The following is a 15,440-nucleotide window of genomic DNA, read 5'->3' as shown; positions in this document are numbered from 1 at the left end:
GGCCGGATAGCGAACGGAAGGCATGCGATCCAACGCGGAGAGTTACTCTCGCCCGATGCACATCAGGCGCAACCCCCGCCGCACCGGCCGCAAGCTCCCTGTCCGGCAGGCCCGCACGGCCCGTACCAGTCAGGCATCTGAGGCCGGTACACGTCAGGCCCACCCGCGTCAGGCACGCACGGCCCTCGTCGGCGGTGCGCTCCTCGCGGTCGCCGCGCTGCTCGTCTCCGCCTGCTCCGTCGGCGCCTCGACGAGTTCCGCCACCTCGGCCGCCGACGTGGCGCCGGCCGCGCTGCCGCGAGCGACACCGGCTGCCCTCGCGTCGTACTACGGACAGAAGGCACGCTGGCACAGCTGCGGGGTCTCAGGCTTCGAGTGCGCCACGTTGAAGGCACCGCTCGACTACGACAAGCCGGCCGGCGGAGACGTCCGGCTCGCCGTCGCCCGCAAGAAGGCCACCGGGCCGGGCAAGCGCCTCGGGTCGCTGTTCGTGAACCCGGGCGGACCGGGTGGCTCGGCGATCGGCTACCTCCAGGCGTACGCCGGGATCGGCTACCCCGCCGCGGTCCGGGCCCGGTACGACATGGTCGCGGTCGACCCACGCGGAGTGGCCCGCAGTGAGCCCGTCGAGTGTCTCGACGGGCGGGACATGGACACGTACACCCAGACGGACAGCACCCCCGACGACTCGCGCGAGAACGGCGAACTCGTCGACGCCTACAAGAAGTTCGCGGAGAGCTGCGGGGCGCGTTCGCCCAAGCTGCTGCGGCATGTGTCGACGGTCGAGACGGCCCAGGACATGGACATCGTGCGGGCGGCACTGGGCGACGCGAAGCTGAACTACGTGGGGGCGTCGTACGGCACGTTCCTCGGGGCGACGTACGCCGGGCTGTTCCCCGGTCGCTCGGGGCGGTTGGTGCTGGACGGCGCGATGGATCCCTCGCTGTCCGCGCGCCGGACGAACCTCGACCAGACGGCGGGGTTCGAGACGGCGTTCCAGTCGTTCGCGAAGGACTGCGTCCAGCAGCCGGACTGCCCGCTCGGCACGAAGGGCACGACGGCCGCGGAGGTCGGCCGACACCTCAAGGCCTTCTTCGGGAGGCTGGACGCGCACCCGATCCCCACCGGCGACGCGGACGGCCGCAGCCTCGGCGAGGCCCTCGCCACCACCGGCGTGATCGCGGCGATGTACGACGAGAGTTCCTGGGCGCAGTTGCGTGAGGCACTGGCGTCGGCGATGAAGGAGAAGGACGGCGCCGGGCTGCTGGTCCTCGCCGACAGCTACTACGAGCGTGACGCCGACGGCCGCTACAGCAACCTGATGTCCGCCAACGCCGCCGTGAACTGCCTCGACCTCCCGCCTGCCTACGACAGCCCCGAGGAGGTCGAGAAGGCCCTGCCGTCCTTCGAGAAGGCGTCCCCCGTCTTCGGCGAAGGCCTCGCCTGGGCCTCCCTCAGCTGCGCGTACTGGCCGGTCAGGGCGACGGGTGAGCCGCACCGCATCGAGGCGAGGGGCGCGGCCCCGATCGTCGTCGTCGGCACCACCCGCGACCCTGCCACCCCCTACCGCTGGGCCCGAGCCCTGGCTGCCCAGCTCTCCTCGGCCCACCTCCTCACCTACGAGGGCGACGGCCACACCGCCTACGGCCGAGGGAGTACCTGCATCGACTCCGCGATCGACACGTACCTGCTCCGCGGGACCCCTCCCACGGACGGGAAACGCTGCTCCTAGCCCTGATCGCCGGACCGTCCCGGGGTGCCCCGAGGGCACGTGCGGAGCACCCCCGGAAACCCTGTAGACTTTCCGACGTTGCTGATCGCACCATGGTGCGGACGGCGCGCCGCCTTAGCTCAGATGGCCAGAGCAACGCACTCGTAATGCGTAGGTCTCGGGTTCGAATCCCGAAGGCGGCTCTGTGGTGAACCCCAGGTCGGGCCTCTGACCTGGGGTTTCTTGTTTTGGTTGACCTTGGAATTCGGGTCAATCGGGCACATGCGGTCTGTGCATCGCAATGCGTAGGTCTGAGGTTTGCAGTCGGTGGCGGTTCCGCTCTGCAGAGTTGTGGGCTGGTCTTTTGTCTCTCGCGGTCGATCTTCTTCGGGCTGTTCGGATTGGCGTGGTGGCCGAGCGTGCAGACCGGCTCCCGGCCAACCGCGAATTTGGTGGTTCAGACGGTCACCACGCCAGACACGGTGCTCTCACCGACTCCAGCGGCGGCCCGTTCTCCACCGGTTGCGTGGAGGCCGGGATGGCTGATCCGAAGTGGACGAGCATCAAGACCAAGGACTCTGTCGCTGCTCGGCTGCGGGTGCTCGCAGCCGAGCACGGCACCACGATGGAGGTCTCCTGGAGCAGTTGGCGTTTCAGGAGCTGACAGAGGAGGACAGATCCTTGGGCGAGGTGCCGTGCTCACCACGTGAGCCGGGGTGGCAATGTCGCCGTGCTGTGAACCGGAACACGGGTGCGGGGACTATTCGACGCCGCCGTCGGGGAGCAGGCGGTGGAAGCCGGTGTAGGCGGCTAGTGCTTCCGGCAGCACCACCGAGCCGTCCTGTTGCTGCCCCTGCTCCAGCAGCGCGGCGACGGTCCGTCCGATCGGCAGGCCGGATCCGTTGAGCGTGGCTGCGGTCCTCCGGGAGCCCCCCGCCGTGCGGTAGCGGATGCCGGCCCGGCGGCCCTGGAACGTCCCGCAGTCCGACACCGAGGAGATCTCCCGGTATGCGTCGCTGCCGGGCAGCCACACCTCGACGTCGTACGTCTTGCGCGCGGAGAAGGCGATGTCACCGGCCGGCAGCAGCACCACCCGGTACGACAGCTCCAGCCGCTTGAGGCACGCCTCGACGTGTCCGAGCATCAATTCCAGCTGCTCCCCGGAGTCCTCCGCCCGGCAGACCCGCACCAACTCCACCTTCTCGAACTGGTGCAGTCGCAGGATGCCGCGGGTGTCGCGGCCGTAGGAGCCCGCCTCGCCCCGGTAGCAGGGGGAGCGGGCGGTCAGTGCCAGCGGCAGCTCGCGCCCGTCGAGCACCTCCCGCGCCACCAGGTTGGTCAGCGGCACCTCGGCGGTCGGGATCAGGAACATCTCCCGTCCACCCACCGCCGTGGCGAACAGGTCCTTCTCGAACTTCGGCAACTGCCCGGTGCCGGTCATGGTCTGTCGGCTGACCAGATGCGGCACCGAGTACTCGGTGTACCCGTGCTCCTGGGTGTGCAGATCAAGGAGCAGAGAGGAAAGGGCCCGCTCCAGCAGGGCCCCGGAACCGCGGCTGACGCTGAAGCGCGCCCCGGACAGCTTCGCCGCCGCCGCAGAGTCCAGCGCGCCTAGCTTCTCGCCGAGGTCGGCGTGGTGCCGGCCGAGACCGGGGCCCGATCCGCGCTGCGGGCCGACCCGTCGCACCTCCACCGCGTCCTTCTCGCTGAACCCGTCGGGCAGGTCGTCCGACGGCAGGTTCGGCACCGTCAACAGCAGCCGCTCCAACTCCTGACTGGCCTCCCGGGCTTCGGCCTCCGCCGCCTGAACCTGCTCGCGCAGGCGCCGGTTGCGCTCCCGCAGGTCCGGGACCGTCAGGCCCGCGGCGCCCACAGCCTGCGTCCTCTCGGAGCCGCGGGCCGTTTTCTTCAGCTCGGCCCGCAGCCCGCTCACCGCACCAAGTGCGGCCAGTCGGCGCTGCTGCGAGGCCCGCAGGGCGTCGAGGTCGAGCGGGTGGCCGCGCCGGGCCAGCCGACGCTCCGCCTCCGGTCCGCTCTCGATCAGCTCGCGTACGTCGTGCACGTCGTTCCCTCCGGATCGTACGAACAGGGGCCGTCGTCAGGCTGTTTCGGAGACGGTGGCAGGGGTCGGGGCCGGTGCGTCGGCGTCCGCATCGCCCGTGCTGGGGGCGACGTGCGCGGTGGCCAGCGCCCGGTAGCGCTCGGCGTCGACGGACCGGAGCCGCAGCGTCCACAGCACGCCCAGCACGGCCATCAGTGGGATCAGCCACGGCAGTTGGGCGACGACCCCGCCGGTCGCGCCGGTCAGCACGTCGAAGTTGCCGACCACCAGGTAGACCGTGGCGGCAAGGCCGGCGAAGGCCAGCAGCGGCATCACCGTGCCCTGCCACCAGCCCAGCCGGACGCCCTTGCGTCGCAGGGCCACCGTGGACAGCGCGGCCAGGGCCTGGAGGAAGACGATCCCAAGGGTGCCCAGGCCGAGCATGCTGGTCGTCATGTTCGCGTACGGGTCCAGGCCGCCGATCGCGAAGGCGACGACGGCGGCGGCGCACACCACCACCTGCACGACGCTTGCGAGGTGCGGCGAGCTGTGCTTCGGGTGCAGCCGGCCCAGGAACCGGGGCAGCAGGCCGTCGTCCGCGAGTACCTGCGCATACCGGTTGGCGGCGCTGTGCAGCGCCAGGGTCGCGGCGAACAGGCTGGAGCAGAGCATGATCTGAAGGACGGTGCTTCCGGTGGGTCCGAGGTACTCGTCGCCCAGATTGAAGAAGAGGTCGCCGAGCTGCTTTCCGGCGGTTTCCCGCACCCGGCCCGAGCCGATCGCGCCGACCGCCTCCCAACTGGTCAGCGCGTAGAAGGAGGCGATCAGTACCGCCGCGATATAGGTCGCCCGCGGCACGCTGCGGCCGGGTGTCTTCGCCTCCTTGCCGTACAGAGCGGCCGACTCGAAGCCGATGAACGACACGAAGGCGAACATCAGCGAGATGCCGACACCGGGGCCTGTGGCCGTGTGCCAGGAGAACGAGGTCCCCGGCAACGCGTGCACGCCGTGCCGCACCAGCACGGCCACGTCCAGGGCGGCCAGGATGCCGATCTCGGCGAGCATCAGCACCGCCAGCACGCGGGCGCTGATGGCGATGTCCCGGTATCCCAGGACGGCGACGAGCACCAGGCCGACGGCACAGGACCACTCCCACGACAGGTGCACCCCGTGGTCGGACAGCACCAGGCTCGTGAAGTATCCCAGTGCGCCGACCAGACCTATCGTCGCGCAGTTGTAGGAGACGATCGCCGTCCAGCCGCCGCCCACCGCGGTGGGCCGACCCAGGCCGTCGGCGATGGATGCGTAGAAGCCCCCGGAGCCCCCGGTGCGGCGGGCACTGATCGCGTACCCGACGGAGAAGCACACCAGGATCACCCCGGCGAACGCGAACGCCGCCGGCACACCCTCGGCCGTGCCGATCGCGAACGCCAGCGGGACCGTGCCGACCATCGCGGACAGCGGTGCCGCCGCGGCGACGATCATGAAGACGATGTAGCTGGTGGTCAGGGATCTGGTGGGACTGGGGGAGGGAGGGGTTCCGGCCGTCATGACGTGCTCCTGAGGTGTGGGACGTGGGGTGGGTCGGTCGAGTCGGGCCGGCTCAGGCGGCCGCGATGGCCAGCACGGCGTTCTGGCCGCCGAAGCCCATGGAACTGCTCAGGGCGAGGTCGAAGCGGGTTCCGGTGGCCGTGGCGGCCACCTTGACCTCGCAGGCAGGATCGGGGACGACGAGGTTGGCGCTGGGCGGCACCACCTGCTCCTGAAGAGCGAGCACGGTGAACACGGCCTCGACCGCGCCGGCCGCGCCCAGCAGATGGCCGGTGACCCCCTTGGTGGAGGTCACCAGCGGGTCGCAGAGGACGCGGTGCACCACACGGGCCTCGGCGAGGTCGTTGAGCCGGGTGGCGGTGCCGTGCGCGTTGACGTGTCCGACGTCCGACGGCAGCGCGCCGGCGTCGGCGAGCGCCGTGCGCATCGCCGCCTCCAGCCCGACCCCGTCGGGGTGCGGGGAGGTGACGTGGTGGGCGTCGGCGGAAGCTCCGTAACCGGCCACCCGGGCGCGGACCCGGGCACCGCGGGCGCGGGCGTCGGCGGGCCGCTCCAGGACCAGCACTCCGGCGCCCTCGCCGGCCACGAAGCCGTCGCGGTCGGTGTCGAACGGGCGGGAGGCGGCAGCCGGGTCGTCGGTGCGCCGCGACAGCGTGCCCATGCGGGCGAAGCCTGCCATCACCAGGGGTGTGATCATGGCCTCGCTGCCGCCGGCCAGCACCACGTCGCATCGGTCGAGCAGCAGCAGGTCGCGGGCGGTGCCGATGGCCGTGGTCCCGGACGCGCAGGCGGTGGCGACCACCAGGTTCGGGCCGGTGACGCCGAACTCGATGGCGGTCTGGCCGGCCAGCATGTTGGGCAACTGCATCGGCAGCAGCAGCGGGGAGACCCGGTCCGGCGAGCGCTCCACCAGCACCCGGTGCTGTTCCTCCACGGTGCCCGGCCCGCCGTCGGCGCAGCCGAGCACCACGCCGACCCGGGCGCCGTCCCAGGTGGCGGGATCCAGGCCGGCGTCGGCAATCGCCTCGCGCGCCGCGACCAGCGCGAACTGGCTGAAGCGGTCGAGCCGGTGGGCCCGGCGGGCACCCAGCAGGGCGTCGGGGTCCCAGTCCGGCACCCGGCACGAGATGGCCACCGGGTTGCCCTCAAGGGCGGGGTCGTACGCCGCGGTGGCGCGTCCGGCGCGGACGCCGGACCAGCTCGCGGTGGTGCCGATCCCGGCTGGGGTGACCAGGCCGAGACCGGTGACGGCGATGTCGGTGCCGGCCATCACACTCGCGCGCTCCGCTGCTCGATGAGCGCCACCATGTCACCGACGGTCTCCGCCTCCAGCAGTTCGTCGTCGGAGACGGACACGGCCAACTCGGTCTCCAGCACCAGCGACAGCTCGACGACAGCCAGCGAGTCCAGCTCGATGTCCTCCAGTGTGGCCTCGGGGGTGATCTGCTCAGGGGTGACCTTGAGCTTGTTGACCAGAATTTCCTTCAGTTTTTCGAACATGGTGTGCTCGCCTCCGGTTCACAGTCCGTGTGGTGTGCGGGATGTATGCAGGGATGCAGGTGGGTGCCGGGGGGCGATCCTCGGCGGGCATCACCTAGAACTCGGGCCAGGTGAGGGTTGCCGCGCCCCACGCCAGGCCGCCGCCGAAGGCGGTCAGCAGCAGCCGATGGCCGGCCGCCAGGCTTCCGTCGGCCACGCTCTGGGCCAGGAGCAACGGGATCGAGGCGCCGCCGGTGTTGCCGACGTGCTCGATGTTGGTCAGCTGCCGCTCCGGCCCGATGCCGAGCCGTTCGGCGACCGCGCCGAGGATGCGCGCGTTGGCCTGGTGCGCGGCGAACCGGTCGACATCCTCCAGCCGCCAGCCGGCGGTGGCGAGGGACCGCAGCGAGGCAGCGGTCATCCGCTCCACCGCGTGCCGGTAGGTGGCACGGCCGTTCATGTGGAAGAACTCGTCGCCCGGCTGCGGAGGGGTGCCGGCGGAACGCTGGCGCGAGCCGCCGGCCGGGACGGTGATGAGGTCGCTCAGCTCGCCGTCGCTGCCGAGCACCACCGAGCCGAGAGCGCCCGGCTCGTCCGCCGAACCGGCCCGCAGTACCACGGCGCCGGCGCCGTCGGCGAAGATGACGGCGGTGCTGCGGTCGGCCGGGTCGATGATCGTGGTGAACGCATCCGAGGCGATGACCAGCACCCGATCGGCCAGGCCGCAGGCGAGGAACCCGGCGCCGACCGCCAGGGCGTACAGGAAACCGGTACACACCGCCGCCACGTCGAAGGCTGGTACCCCGCTCAGCCCCAGCCGGGTGGCCACCGCCGGGGCGGTCGCCGGGCAGGGGCGGTCGGGCGTGGTGGTGGCCAGCACCACCGCGTCGACCTGCGAGTCCTCCGCCGACTTCAGGGCCCGTCGACCGGCCTCGACGGCGAGGTCGGAGGTGGCGGTGCCGGGCGTGACGACGTGCCGGGACACGATGCCTGTCCGGGTGCGAATCCACTCGTCGGAGGTATCCAGGCGGGCCACCAGGTCGTTGTTGGTGACCACCGTCGGCGGCACGTAGCCGCCGACTCCGGCGATCACGGCCGCCCGCCCGGCCGGGAACGGCGGCCGTGTCACGGGCGTTCACTCCGTCCCGTGACGTCCGTCGGCAGGCCCATGTAGGCCATCCGGCTCGCGGCCATCTCGTCGGTCCACCTCTCGGCCATGTCGTAGCGCTGCTCCGGGGTGGTGTCCAGCAGCCGCACGTCCGGCCACACCTCGTAGTCGCCGATCAGTTCGGCCTGCTCCGCCATGCCCCGCTGGAACAGCTCCTCGCGGTGGATGACGTAAGGCCGGTCCGGCACCCGGTCCCACAGCTCCGTGCCGGCCGCGAGGATCTCCAGCAGTCGCGGCCGGTACTCGGGGTGGTCGCGGACGTGGTCGCGCAGAATGGTGCTGGCCACGGTCAGATGCCGGATCTCGTCTATCGCAGTGCCGCGGGAGATCTCCTGGGTAGCTTCCGACAGCGGTGTCCACTTGCGCTCGCTCAGCTCGGCGGCCGGTGCGAGCACCCCCTCGATGACGATGGCGAACACGGCCACCCCGCCGGGGAAGTCGCCCTGGTCGCGGATGATCTCCAGCGTGAAGTCCTCCACCGGCTGGAGGACCTCGCGCCGGTAGTCGGCGGCCATCTCCTCGATGTCGGTCAGGAGCGACTTCTCCGGCATGCCCAGCTCCACCAGATGGTTGCGGAACACCCGGCAGTGGCGGGCCTCGTCCATCAGCTGGGTGGCGTAGAACTCCATCTCCGGGATGCCGGGGGCGCGGGAGACGTAGTGGCCCAGCAGCCGGGTGGCGATCTCCTCCGCCAGGCTGCGGAAGCCGAACTCCAGGACCAGCGCCTCGCGCAGTGGCCCGGGCCGGCGTAAGAACTCCGGCACGTCGGCCTTGTCATGGTGCCCGGTCGCGCCGCGGTCCCGCAGGGTGCCCTGCGCGACCTCGGTGAACCAGTAGGCCAGGTTGCACCGGTCCGGGCCGAGGGTCAGTTCCGTGGCTCCGTCGAGCAGGCCGGGTGCGGTGTCCCAGCCGGCTTCTTCGGCAGTGGTCGTCATGACGGCACGTTCTCCTTGGCGGGCGGCGGGAGGGGCAGGGAAGCGTCGACGAGCGCCGGGTCCGCGTCGAGCGCGGCGCCGTCGTCGCTCTCGGCGACCGGCATCAGGGTCCCGGCGAACATCTCGCCGGAGTAGCTGATCAGCGGATCCCCCTCGGTGGTATCGGCGTGCACGACCGCGCCGAGCAGCACTGTGTGGTCGCCGACCTGGAAGCGGCCCACCACCCGGCAGTCGTAGTGCGCCAGGGCGTGGTGGAACAGAGGTGCGCCGGAGTAGGCGGCCGGGTGCCAGTCGATGCCGTCGAACTGAGCGGCGCTGCGGGGCCGCGAGTGCTCGGCGAAGTAGCGGGCCAGTCGGCCCTGCTCGCCGCTGAGCACGTTGACTGCGAACCGGCCCTCGGTGCCGGCCAGCCCGGCCAGCACCGAGCCGGGCTTCAGACATACGCCCAGCACCTGCGGGCGGCGGGAGATCCGGGTGACCGTGCTGACGGTCGTGCCGTGGCGGCGGCCGTTGTGTACGGCGGTGAGCACCGACACCGGTCCGGCCAGCCGACGCAGGGCGCGGTCCTGTGTGGTCCAGCGGTTGCGCAGCGTCACGGAACTCATCGGGTCACCCCCCGCCCGGCCGGAAGGGTCTCGCCCAGCTTCCGGGTCACGGGAGTGTGGCCCACGGGGGCCGGGTCGCTCTCATGGCCGACCGGCTTTGGGTGCTTCAGTCCCAGGTCGTCCAGCAGCCGCAGGTACCCGGGCTGACGGACCGGCTCGAAGGGCAGCGCGAAGGACTTCATGAAGTTGCCGAACAGGCCGCGGTCGCCGAACAGGTGGAACGGCAGCAGCAACAGCGCCCACTCCGGCTTGACCAGCCAGCACCACAGGGCGGCGACGGCGCCCTGGGTGATCAGGCTGTGCATGATGTTGTAGGTGACGTAGTAGCCCTTGTGGATGGGGGCCCCGCCGGAGCGACGGAAGGCGATCGCGCCGGGTATGTAGCCGATCAGGTCGATGTAAAGGAAGAGCCCGATGGCCGGCAGCCAGCGGATGTCGGTGGCGTGCGCGATGATCAGACCCGTGGTCACCGCCAAGCCGACCAGGTACTCGGCGCGGTGCAGGGAGTAGGTCTTCGGCGTCTCGAAGGGATTGGCCTGGTCCACGGTTGAACTCCTGTTCCACTCCTGTGAGGGTGCGGTGCCGACGACGGCCCGACCGCCGCCGTCCTGCGGTCAGCCCGCGCTCGGGGCGGCTGCCGCGTCGAGGTCGATGTCCGAGTCGAGGATCTTGGTGTCGGTGAAGAAGCCGGTGACGGCCCAGGCCACGGTCTCCCGGATGACGCGCTCGGCGATCGGGTCGAGGATGCTGGCCAGGCTCGGGATGCCGAAGTCGAAGTCGGCGCTGAAGACGACCGAGACGTCGGGGCCGTCCTGACGGAGCGTCCACATGCCCTCGAAGCTGTCGAAGTCGCCGTCGGTCTGCTCGAAGCGGATCTCCAGCCGGTCGGGGAAGAAGGTGTCCTCCTCCGTCCAGCGCAGCAGCCCGCTGCGGAAATGCAGCTCCCAGCTGGAGCTGCCGACCGGCTCGGGCAGCGTCGCGTGCACCTTCGTGGACCGCACGTGCGGGGCGAGTTCCGGATAGCGCTCCCAGCGCGGGACGGTCGCGAAGACCTCCTCGGCGGAGGCAAGACGCACCAGGGCGCGGAGTTCGACGTGTCGCATGGTCAGTTGCCGCCTTCAGGCATCATGGCCGAGCGCCGCACAAGGTCGACGGTGGCCTTGTCGAAGGAGTCGAGCAGGAACTCGACGTCCCGGTCGGTGAGGATGGCGGGCGGGGTGAACCGCACCACGGAGGAGCCGTTCATCGAGTGGTTGACGACGACGCCGTGGTTGAACAGCTCGATCAGCAGCTCGCCGGCCAGCCCCGGCTCGACCATCTCGACACCGATCAGCAGGCCTTGGCCGCGCACCTCAACGATCAGGTCGGGGATGTTGCGCCGGGCGATCTCGGTGATCCGCGGCAGCAGCCGGGCGCCGAGCTCGCGGGCCCGGGGCACCAGCTCCTCCTCGCGGATCGCGCGGACGGTGCCCTGTACCGCAGCCATCAGCAGCGGCTGTCCGGAGAAGGTCGAGGTGTGGACGTAGGGGTCCTTGTCGAAGGGCCGGAAGGCCTCGCGGGTGGCGATGGCCGCCGAGACCGGCACCACGCCTCCGCCGAGCGCCTTACCGGCCAGCAGTACGTCGGGCCGGACGTCCTCCGTGTCCAGGCCCCACCACTCGCCGAGCCGACCGAAGCCGGTCTGCACCTCGTCCAGCACCAGAAAGCCGTCGAACTCACGGACCGCCTGCTCGACCTGCTTGAGATAGCCCCGGGGAGGGATGATCACGCCGCCCTCGCCCTGCACCGGCTCCAGGACCACGCAGACCTCGCCCGGGTGCTGGGACAGCTCCGCACGCAGCGCGTCGATGTCACCGAACGGCAGGTGCAGCACGTCGGGGATCAGCGGGCGGAAGGGCGCCTGGTAGACCTCCTTTGCGGTGGCCGACAGGGCTCCGAGCGTCTTGCCGTGGTAGCCGCCGTGCATCGAGACCGTCCGCTTGCGGCCGTTCGCCCGGGCCAGCTTCAGACCGGTCTCCACCGCCTCCGCCCCGGACAGAGCGAAGTGCACACGGTCCAGCCCCTCCGGAGCGACCGAGACCAGTGCCTCGGCGGCCCGGGCGACGGTCGGCTCCAGCAGGATGCGGGTGGCCACGGGGTGGGTCTCCAGCTGGCGGCGCACCTCCTCCATGACGACAGGGTGGCGGGAGCCCGTGATGAAGACGCCGTAGCCGCCCGCGTTGAGGAAGCGTTCGCCGTCGGAGGTGGTGAGCCAGGCGCCCTTGGACTCGACCTCCATATGGGTGCCGAAGAGCTCGGCCAGGGTTGCCCGGCCCTTGCTCAGATGGGCCCGGTAGAGCCGGAGGATCTCCTCCTCCTGGCCGACCGCGGCGTCGAGGGTCGTGGTCATCGGTGACTCGCTTTCGGTGCGTGGGCGGGCCGGGCTCGGCGGCCCGTTGAAGGGGGCGGCGAACGGGGCCCGGCCGTCGGGCCCCGTTCCCGGTCGTCACGACAGATCGAGCACGGCGCCGTCGGCGTACGCCAGCAGCGACTCGACGGTGGAGCCCTGGGACGGCGGATGGAAGGCGAGCGGGCGGACCGAGGCGGCCATACGGAGGTGCGCGGAGGACCGGATGAAGTCGATGCCGCCCAGCAGCTCAAGCGCCTGCTGGGTGGCGAGCGACAGCGCCTCCTGGGCGGAGAACCGGGCGATCAGCACCTGGGAGACGGCCTCCTCGCCGCCGACCCCGTCGCGCACCGCGCGGGCGGCTCCCAGCAGCAGCTGGAAGGCGGACTCGGTGCGGATCAGCAGGGTGCCGCGCTCGCTCGCGCTGCCGCGCCCGCGGCTCAGCACCTCCTCGGTCAGCCCGGCGGCGGCGCCGGCGTACCCGGCCGACACCAGCATCTCGAACCAGACGAAGCCGGCGTTCTGGAGGTCCTCGATCCGGTCCGGGTCGTCTGCGGTGGTGCGGACCACCATGTCCTCGGCCACGAAGACATCCGCCAGGCGCACCTCGTCGCTCTGGGCGGCGGCCAGAACCTCGCTGCTCCAGAAGGGTTGCACGGTCAGGCCCGGCGACGAGGAGTTCACCAACGCCAGGGCCAGCTCGGGCACGCTGTCCGCGCCGGGTACGGCGATGCTCGCGGTCAACAGGCTCATCGAACGCGACAGGCTGCACGGCTTCTTGGCGCCGTTCAGCAGGTAGCCGCCCTCGACCGGCGTGGCGGTGACCGCCGGCGTGAGGATGTTCTGCTGGGTGCGTCCCTCGGCCCAGCCGGAGGCCATCAGCCGCTGCTCGGGCACCACCGTGTGCAGCACCTCGGTCTGAGCGGGCGTCAGTCGGCCCGTGTCGTGGGCGAGCGCGTAGAGCATCGCGGCGGTGAAGTGGTGCATGGTGGAGGCTGCGGCCAGCGACGGCGAAAGCGAGCCGACGGCCCGCTGCACGAGCACGGCGTCCACCGGGTCCGCACCCAGGCCCCCGTACTCGGTGGGGATCAGCAGCCCCACACCGGCGGCCGACCGGAACAGGTCGACCACCGGACTGCCGGGGGCCTCGCGCTCCTCGAAGGGCAGGGCCGACAGGGCCTTGACCAGCCCGGGGTGGAAACGCTCGCAGGTGTCGCGGGCGACGTCGAGAGATCTCACGGGTGTCACCTCATTCGGGGGGTTCGCGGGTGGTGATCCGCCGGCCGGAGCGCGTCGGAGGGGCGGATCAGCTGCCGAAGACGGTCTGGTGGGGGCTGACGTCCCGCGCGAGGCTGACGCCCTGGACGTGGGAGGTCTTGAGCATCGGGTAGTTGGCCTCGCCGAAGACCCCGCCGGTCAGACCGGTCCCGCCGTGGCTGGGCAGATAGGGCAGGAAGCCGATGTGCGAGTCGTTGACCTTCAGCAGGCCGCCGTTGACGACCCGCTGCACGAAGATGTCGACGACCTTCTCGTCCTTGGCCCACAGCGAGTTGCGCAGCCCGTACTCGTTGCTGTTGACGAAGTCCAGGAAACGGTCGAGCAGGACCTCGTCGGTGCCCGGCTCGGCCACCACGATCGGCAGCAGGGGGAAGAACGTCTCGTGCCGCACCACGTCGTGCTCGCGGGCCGCGCTCAGTCCGTCCACCCGCAGCACGGTCGGCTGGAGGAAGACACCCGTCTCGGACGGAGTGCCGTCCAGTTCGGTGCGCCTGCCACCGGTCACCAGCTGCGCACCCTGCTCCAGGGCCCGGTCCAGCAGGCCGAAGAAGCGCTCGGAGCGGCGCACCGGTGAGAGCAGGACGTCCTCCTCGTCCGGGTAGCCCGGTCGCACTCCGGCGACCTGCCGCTCGACCTCGGCGATGAGGTCGTCGGCGACCTCGGGGTGCACCAGGACGTAGTTGGGCACCATGCAGATCTGTCCTGAGCCGTAGAACGCCTCACTGATCGCCTCAGCGGCGTAGCGCAGGTCGGCGTCCTTCCAGACGATGATCCCGTCGTTGCCGGCCAGCTCCAGGATCGGCTTCTTGCCGTTGGCCACGCACTGCTCCTGGAAGCGCAGACCCTCCTGACTGCCGCCGATGTAGAAGATGTCGTCGATGAGGGGGCTGGCGATCCAACGAGCCAGGGTCTGCTTCGGGTTGGCGCAGACCACGTTGAGCGTGCCGGGAGGCGCCCCTACCTCGTCCAGCAGCGGCGCCGCCACGTCACGCAGCACCCACAGGGTGCTCAGCGCGATGCTGCGCGGGGCACGGACCACGACCGCGTTGCCGGCCATCACGGCCAGTACGGCGAGGGCCGCGCTGGGTGCCGGGGCGTTCTGGGGCGGGTTGAAGGCGACCACGCCGTCCGGCTGGCGACGGACGATCAGCCGGCGCCCGACGTCCTCGAACTCGGTGTGCATCTGTTGCGCGTACCAGCGGATGCTCGCCTCGCTGTAGACCTGGAGCAGGCAGCTCAGTTCCCACCGGGCCAACTTCACCGGGTGGGACTCGGCGACCAGCATCTCCACGAATTCGTTCTTGCGACGCAGTAGTTCCTCGCGGAAGAGGGAGCCGAGCTGGATGCGCCGCTCCAGCGGGACCGCCGCCCAGCCGGGGGCGGCCGCGGCTGCCGCCTCGGTCGCCAGGTCGATGGCGGCGTCGTCGGCGATCGCGCACCGGCCGATGACGTAGGGGTGCTGCGCAGCGGATGAGTCCGCGTCCTTCTCGAGAGTGCGTTTCAGGCTGACGCTGGTGAAGACATCTTCGAGGAGCGATTTGGCGCTCACGGTGTAGACCCAGCCGTCGCCCTCTACGTCCTTCCCCGCGATAAACAGTCCGTAGCTGCGGAACTTTTTCTCCGGATTCATCCTGCGGACCCTTCAGAAATGCAATCTCAATCGGATTACAGGCGAAATCAAATTGATGATTGCAGTCCTCTCTGACCGCGCACTGACGCGTTGCTGATCCGGCGATGACAAAACCTGGCGGGATGCTGTGCGGGGCGTTTATCCGGCCGACGGAATCGGCGCGGGACGCGGAGCGGCACCTGTGCGTCCGAACGGTCGCCTCCGCCGGCTTGGGGTGAACCTGGACCGTTGCGACTCGTGAGCCGACATGCCTCATGGCCCCACCCTCGACCTAGTCGAGGGTGGGGCCGGTCAACGGCGTCGGTGGCAGCCTGCCTCGGCATCGGCCAAGGCACGGATCGGCTGATGGAGGCGGTCCGCGTCGGCGCCTCTCCGACCTGACGCCGATGACCACCCGGCCTGGGCGGTGGACGCGTGATCCACTGGGCGGAGAGGGCAGGATTTGAACCTGCGTGGGTCCGAAGACCCGACCGTCACCGGTCCCCGATAAGCCACTCCGGGCACCTCTCCCCGAGTTCGGTCCGGTCTCCCTTCCCGCTCTCGAGGAATACTCTGCCAGCCCCTGCTGATGTTCTGCTGATATCTGCCTGACGGAATTACCTGCATTCTCTTCGGCTCTACCGCCGCACTATTTGACGGTGCTCTACTTTGCGGTG

At 70.6% G+C, this 15,440-nt stretch carries 14 protein-coding genes and 2 tRNA genes; 3 read left to right on the top strand and 13 right to left on the bottom strand.

Annotated elements, in window-relative coordinates; translation table 11 throughout:
* The first annotated feature begins 55 nt into the window (after window positions 1-55).
* The 3 genes from ACFYRX_RS23945 to ACFYRX_RS23935 all read left to right on the top strand — a co-directional run bounded on the left by ACFYRX_RS23945 (window position 56) and on the right by ACFYRX_RS23935 (window position 2,375).
* Window positions 56-1,732: an alpha/beta hydrolase gene (locus ACFYRX_RS23945; protein WP_389103149.1), complete on the top strand. Its 1,677-nt coding sequence runs from the start codon at window positions 56-58 to the stop codon at window positions 1,730-1,732.
* Window positions 1,733-1,840: 108 nt separating this feature from the next.
* A tRNA-Thr gene (locus ACFYRX_RS23940) sits at window positions 1,841-1,914 on the top strand.
* A gap of 335 nt (window positions 1,915-2,249) precedes the next feature.
* The gene (locus ACFYRX_RS23935; protein WP_389103146.1) at window positions 2,250-2,375 is read left to right on the top strand and encodes a hypothetical protein; all 126 of its coding nucleotides are present in this window, start codon (window positions 2,250-2,252) and stop codon (window positions 2,373-2,375) included.
* Window positions 2,376-2,471: 96 nt separating this feature from the next.
* On the opposite strand, the gene serS is transcribed toward ACFYRX_RS23935, so the two are convergent.
* The 13 genes from serS to ACFYRX_RS23870 form a co-directional block, all read right to left on the bottom strand.
* Complete coding sequence (serS, locus tag ACFYRX_RS23930; protein ID WP_389103143.1) at window positions 2,472-3,773, bottom strand: serine--tRNA ligase; 1,302 nt, start codon at window positions 3,771-3,773, stop codon at window positions 2,472-2,474.
* 36 nt (window positions 3,774-3,809) lie between these two features.
* A complete protein-coding gene (locus ACFYRX_RS23925; RefSeq protein WP_389103141.1) occupies window positions 3,810-5,303 on the bottom strand; it encodes an APC family permease in 1,494 nt (497 codons plus the stop codon).
* A gap of 52 nt (window positions 5,304-5,355) precedes the next feature.
* The gene (locus tag ACFYRX_RS23920) at window positions 5,356-6,573 is read right to left on the bottom strand and encodes a beta-ketoacyl-[acyl-carrier-protein] synthase family protein (RefSeq protein ID WP_389103139.1); all 1,218 of its coding nucleotides are present in this window, start codon (window positions 6,571-6,573) and stop codon (window positions 5,356-5,358) included.
* Window positions 6,573-6,803: an acyl carrier protein gene (locus ACFYRX_RS23915; RefSeq protein ID WP_389103136.1), complete on the bottom strand. Its 231-nt coding sequence runs from the start codon at window positions 6,801-6,803 to the stop codon at window positions 6,573-6,575. The genes ACFYRX_RS23920 and ACFYRX_RS23915 overlap by 1 nt, the downstream gene beginning before the upstream one ends.
* A 94-nt stretch (window positions 6,804-6,897) precedes the next feature.
* The gene (locus ACFYRX_RS23910; protein ID WP_389103133.1) at window positions 6,898-7,911 is read right to left on the bottom strand and encodes a beta-ketoacyl-ACP synthase III; all 1,014 of its coding nucleotides are present in this window, start codon (window positions 7,909-7,911) and stop codon (window positions 6,898-6,900) included.
* The gene (locus tag ACFYRX_RS23905) at window positions 7,908-8,885 is read right to left on the bottom strand and encodes a VlmB-like protein (RefSeq protein ID WP_389103130.1); all 978 of its coding nucleotides are present in this window, start codon (window positions 8,883-8,885) and stop codon (window positions 7,908-7,910) included. Before ACFYRX_RS23905 ends, ACFYRX_RS23910 begins: the two co-directional genes overlap by 4 nt.
* The gene (locus tag ACFYRX_RS23900) at window positions 8,882-9,490 is read right to left on the bottom strand and encodes a flavin reductase family protein (protein ID WP_389103127.1); all 609 of its coding nucleotides are present in this window, start codon (window positions 9,488-9,490) and stop codon (window positions 8,882-8,884) included. The genes ACFYRX_RS23905 and ACFYRX_RS23900 overlap by 4 nt, the downstream gene beginning before the upstream one ends.
* On the bottom strand, window positions 9,487-10,035 hold the full coding sequence (locus ACFYRX_RS23895) for a hypothetical protein (protein ID WP_389103124.1): 549 nt from the start codon (window positions 10,033-10,035) through the stop codon (window positions 9,487-9,489). Before ACFYRX_RS23895 ends, ACFYRX_RS23900 begins: the two co-directional genes overlap by 4 nt.
* Window positions 10,036-10,104: 69 nt before the next feature.
* Window positions 10,105-10,593 (bottom strand): type II toxin-antitoxin system RatA family toxin, encoded by a 489-nt coding sequence (locus ACFYRX_RS23890; protein WP_389103121.1) that lies wholly within the window; start codon window positions 10,591-10,593, stop codon window positions 10,105-10,107.
* Between the two features lie 2 nt (window positions 10,594-10,595).
* On the bottom strand, window positions 10,596-11,879 hold the full coding sequence (locus ACFYRX_RS23885; RefSeq protein WP_389103118.1) for an aspartate aminotransferase family protein: 1,284 nt from the start codon (window positions 11,877-11,879) through the stop codon (window positions 10,596-10,598).
* A gap of 96 nt (window positions 11,880-11,975) precedes the next feature.
* Window positions 11,976-13,115 (bottom strand): acyl-CoA dehydrogenase family protein, encoded by a 1,140-nt coding sequence (locus ACFYRX_RS23880; RefSeq protein WP_389103115.1) that lies wholly within the window; start codon window positions 13,113-13,115, stop codon window positions 11,976-11,978.
* A 67-nt stretch (window positions 13,116-13,182) separates the two neighbouring features.
* Complete coding sequence (locus ACFYRX_RS23875; RefSeq protein WP_389103112.1) at window positions 13,183-14,784, bottom strand: aldehyde dehydrogenase family protein; 1,602 nt, start codon at window positions 14,782-14,784, stop codon at window positions 13,183-13,185.
* Window positions 14,785-15,211: 427 nt separating this feature from the next.
* A tRNA-OTHER gene (locus ACFYRX_RS23870) sits at window positions 15,212-15,294 on the bottom strand.
* Window positions 15,295-15,440 lie beyond the last annotated feature (146 nt).

The organism is Streptomyces sp. NPDC005374, assembly GCF_042872225.1.
Lineage (GTDB): Bacteria > Actinomycetota > Actinomycetes > Streptomycetales > Streptomycetaceae > Streptomyces.
The sequence above is the reverse complement of the archived record's forward strand: the minus strand, read 5'-3'. Positions and strand labels throughout refer to the sequence as shown.